General features: G+C 69.9%; 3 protein-coding genes. All 3 read right to left on the bottom strand.

Annotated features, from left to right (window positions below):
• Positions 1 to 139: 139 nt before the first annotated feature.
• Positions 140 to 1,873 carry an LCP family protein gene (locus GRC12_RS42200; protein ID WP_208785743.1) on the bottom strand — a complete coding sequence of 578 codons (1,734 nt, stop codon included), beginning with the start codon at positions 1,871 to 1,873 and terminating at the stop codon, positions 140 to 142.
• A gap of 218 nt (positions 1,874 to 2,091) precedes the next feature.
• A complete protein-coding gene (locus GRC12_RS42195; RefSeq protein WP_208785742.1) occupies positions 2,092 to 3,345 on the bottom strand; it encodes an LCP family protein in 1,254 nt (417 codons plus the stop codon).
• Positions 3,346 to 3,422: 77 nt separating this feature from the next.
• Positions 3,423 to 4,184: a TIGR03089 family protein gene (locus GRC12_RS42190; RefSeq protein ID WP_208785741.1), complete on the bottom strand. Its 762-nt coding sequence runs from the start codon at positions 4,182 to 4,184 to the stop codon at positions 3,423 to 3,425.
• Positions 4,185 to 4,394: the final 210 nt, after the last annotated feature.

Below are 4,394 nucleotides of genomic sequence, written 5' to 3'. Positions count from 1 at the left end.
ATCCTGCGCACCGCGCCGGACGCCCCCTCGCGTCCCCTCCGCGCGCACACTGCTCTGCGTCATTCCCCGTCCTCCCCACCCTTGCGCCATGAAACGGGCCTGTCGTGCGTCCTGTTAGACGCACGACAGGCCCCTCAGGTCACTTGGCGCACTCGACCTTGTCGGCCGTGGACTTCTGGACCCCCGCCGGTGCCGTCCCCGAGGAGGCGTTCAGCTTCACCCCGGCCCCCTTGAAGTCCTTGCCCAGGGTCAGTGTGATCGTCGGCAGTCCCTGGTCGTTGAGCACGCTCTTGCCCGGCTTCATCGCCGCGCCCGACAGGCCCATGATGTCGGCCAGGCGGCGCGCCTGGTCGGCCTGGTCCGGACCGTACTCCAGCGTCGTCTTCGCCAGCACGGCGTCCGCGTTGCCGTCGTTCGACGACTTCAGCACACCGGCCTCGTTCTGCAGGTAGTTCAGTTCCGCCTGGGCGCTGCCGGCGTCGGCACCGCCGTTGAGGATCCGCACCCGGACCGCGGAGGCGGCCGACTTGGGGCCCTTCAGGCGGGCGGCGACCGCGGCGGCCTCCTTCTTCTGCTGCGCCTTGACCGCGGTGAACGACACGTCGTCCTTGATCATCTGGAAGACCTGCTGGGCCGGCGTCTGGTTGAGGACGACGGTCGCCTTCACCTTCTCCGCCGGGTTGTCGACGACCGGCACGGTGGTGAACGTCAGGTTCTTCGGGTTGAGCTTGCCGAGTTCCAGACCGAGGTCCTTCAGCTTGCCGATGCTCTTGAGGTTGTCGTCGACGGTCAGCGCCTTGGTGCCCGCCTCGGCGACCTTGATCATCTTCGCCGGGTTGGTGAGCGTGTCGTTCGACTTCAGCTTGCGCATCAGGGCGCTGAGGAACTGCTGCTGCAGCGTGATCCGGCTCAGGTCGCCGCCGAAGCCGACGGCGTGCCGGGTGCGCACGAACGCGAGCGCGGTCTCGCCCTCGATGTGCCGCATGCCCTTCTTCAGGTTCAGGTGCGACTTGGGGTCGTCGATGTCCTTGCCCAGGCACACGTCGACGCCGCCGACCGCCGTGGTGAGCGTCTTGACCGCGTTGAAGTCGGCGACCATGAAGTTGTCGGGCGTGATGCCCGTCAGCTCCGTGACGGTGCGCGCCACACAGCTCGGCGTACGGTCGTCCTGGCCGAGGCTGGTGTTGAAACGGACGTCGCTGGTGCCGGCGATGACCTTCTGGGTGCCGTCGGCCAGGGTGGTCGGGCAGTCCGGGACGTCGGTGATCAGGTCACGGGGGATGCTGAGCGCGGTCGCGTTCGAGCGGTCCTTGGAGACGTGCAGCAGGATCGTCGTGTCCGCGTGTCCGACGCTGCCCGCGTCGCCGTACTTCTCGTTGCCCTTGCCGGTGCGCTTGTCGGTGCCGATCAGCAGGATGTTGATCGCCTTGCCCTTGCTGAAGCCACCGGTGCTCGCGCCGTCGTCGGAGACGGACGTGATGTTGCCGTTGAGGTGCTCGATGTAGAGGTAGGCGGCGCCGGCCGTGCCGACCAGGACGAAGGCCATCGTCCCGCCGGTCCACAGCAGGATCTTCTTGCCCCTGCCCTTCTTCTTCACCGGCCGGCGTCCGCGCCGCCCGGGCAACGGCTCCTCGGGCGCGCCACGGCGCCGGCGCGGACCCGGGACCTCACGGCCGGGCAGCCGGTCGGGCGCGACCGTACGGCTGCGCACGGTGGCCCCCGCGTCCCGCGGCGCGGATCTGCGCGGACCGGGTACCGCCGACTGCGGTGCGGAAGGGCTCAGTCGCAGTTCGTATTCGCCGGTGGTCGGATTGAGCACCCACTGGTCTGCGGGATCGATGTCGTCCGCCCGCCCACGGCCTGTCGCGTCCACGGTTGTCCGATTCCTCCGTCGGGGCGCGGCGCCTTTCCCCCCTCAAGGCGCTCGGGTCTCGGTCTCACAGTGCACAAGCCCATACGGCCGAGGGCACCGGATCGCTCACACTATCCGCCCTGTTCGGCACCCAATGACGGCGGTGAGAAATTCCACGCCCCGACGGGGGCCAATTCGTCCTTTTTCTCGGACATAAGTGCGACGATTTGGCAATCCCTTTACCCGCAGGTGTCTTCTGCCGCCGTGTTCCCCCGGAACGTCGGTGCGGGGGAAACCCCGTTCGACGGTTCATCCGCCCCCATTACCCCGGACTTTCCGTCGTCGATTCCGTACGCGCCGTAGCCGTTCGACCCCTCGGCCGAATCCGAATTGCCGCTCTTTGCGCCGGAATTCCCCGGGGTCGACCGGGCCACCGTCACCGGCTGGTCCGCGCGCAGCCGTTCGAACAGCTTCCGCGCCTCCGGCTCCACCAGCTGGTCCCGGTTGGCGTCGTACGCATACGACTCCCGCGGAACCGTGAGGAATTGCACCCGTTTCGTGGGGATGTCACGCAGCCCCCGCACGAGGTCGTACAGGCCCCGCAGGCTCGCCAGGCCCGGGTCGGTGGTCAGCGACGAGGTGGCCGCGTCCAGCACGGGATACAGCTTCACCGGATTCAGCAGTACGTCGTTGCTGCGCACCTTGTTGACGAGCGCGCCCAGGAACCGCTGCTGACGGTCCATCCGTTCCGTGTCGCTCCCGTCGCCCAGTGACTTGCGCGCCCGCACATAGCCCAGGGCCTGCTCCCCGTCGAGCGTCACCCGCCCTGCGGGCAGCCTCAGCTTGGCCTCGCGGTCGTCGATGGGCTCCTTCAGGCACACCCGCACCCCGTCGACGGCGTCGACCATCTCCTTGAACCCGTGGAAGTCGACGACGACGTGATGGTCGATCCGCACGTCCGTCAGCTGCTCCACGGTCCGGATCGTGCAGGCCGAACCCCCCGTCTCGAACGCGGAGTTGAACATCGTGAAGGCCGGCTCGGAGCGAGTCCCGTCGGGCCGCAGACAGGCCGGGACGTCCACCATCAGATCCCGGGGCAGCGACACGGCGGTGACCGTGTGGCGCCCCGCCGACAGGTGCAGCAGGATCGTCGTGTCCGACCGCTCGGTCCCCGAGTCGCGCCCGTAGCGGGCGTTGCCGTCCCCGGAGCGCGAGTCCGAACCGATCACCAGGATGTTCTGCGCGTCCTTGACGAGCGACGTGGGCCGCTCCTTCTCGAACCGGGCGAGCTCGGCGGCGGCGGCCTCGTCGGCCGTGATGTTCCCGTCCAGCTTCAGATAGACGCCCCATCCGACCCCGACCGCGGCGAGAACGACCACCGCGACACCGAGCCCGCCGGCCCGGACCCACCTGCGCCGGCGCCGCCGTACCAGCCCCTTGCCGGTGGCCGACGACCCGGCGCCTCGACCACGTGAGCTGACGCTGTCGTTCACGCGCGGGCCCACCCCTCATGGCGTACGGACGTGTGGCTCCTACGACCATGACCCGCTGGGGGAGGCGGGGGCGGGCGTTAGTGCCCCGTCCGGGTGACGGAGACCCGCTCGCTCTCGATCCGCCGGGCCAGGCCCTCGGCGTCCAGCTGCTCAAGGTGCCGGCACAGCACCACGGACCCGCCGACGGCGAGCGGCCCGTACAGCCCGGCGTTGAGGCCCTCCCAGGTGTCGTAGGGCAGCCCGGACAGGATGCGCGACCCCGGCCCGGTCAGCCCCAGCCCCGTCGCCTCCTCCCGCGCCCGCTCCACGACCTCCGCCCCGCTGAACTCCCGCCCGGCCACGATCAGCGCGGGCTCCTCGGGATCCACCGGCGCGAACGCCGTGAACCGGTCCCCCTGGCTCGGCGCCTCCACGGCGTAGTCGACGAAGCCGTCCGGCACCTGCGGGAACCGCCCGCCCAGCGGCCGCAGCGCGAGCGCGACCCGCTCCCCCTTGCAGGCCCGAGCCGCCTGAAGGGAATCCGGCCCGCTCACCACCACGTCGGCCGCCGCCGCGTTCCCGTCCACGTCCGCCAGCACCCCGACCGAAGCGCACGCCAGCAGCCACACGGCGGTCTGCCAGTGCGCCGGCAGCAGCAGCGCCACCCGGTCGCCGGGCCCGGCGCCGAGGTCGCCCTGGAGGAGGTTCGCGGTCTTGGCCACCCAATTGGCGAAGGTGGCCACGGACAGTTCGACCCGCTCGCCCGTGGCGTCGTCGTAGAAGGTCACCAAGGGGCGTGAGGGATCCGCGGCGAGCGCGGAAGACAGCAGGTCGGCAGGGGTGCGATCACTGGCGTTCACCCGCGCAAGGGTACGCGCGCCCCCGCCCGCGCACCCAGCGCGGGCGCCACCGGTTCGGACGAACGGGAGCCGACGAACCGTCAGTTCCGCAATAGACATATATGTCTGACTATGTTCAAGATCAGGGGCATGCGTGGATTCCTTGCTTCTACGATCGCCTCCTCGATCGGCGTCAGCTGCGCGGCCGCCCTCGTCCTCCCGCTCTCCCCG

It is taken from the genome of Streptomyces griseorubiginosus, from assembly GCF_017614965.1.
Taxonomy (GTDB): Bacteria; Actinomycetota; Actinomycetes; order Streptomycetales; family Streptomycetaceae; genus Streptomyces; species Streptomyces griseorubiginosus_B.
This window is presented reverse-complemented; position numbering and strand designations above follow the sequence as displayed.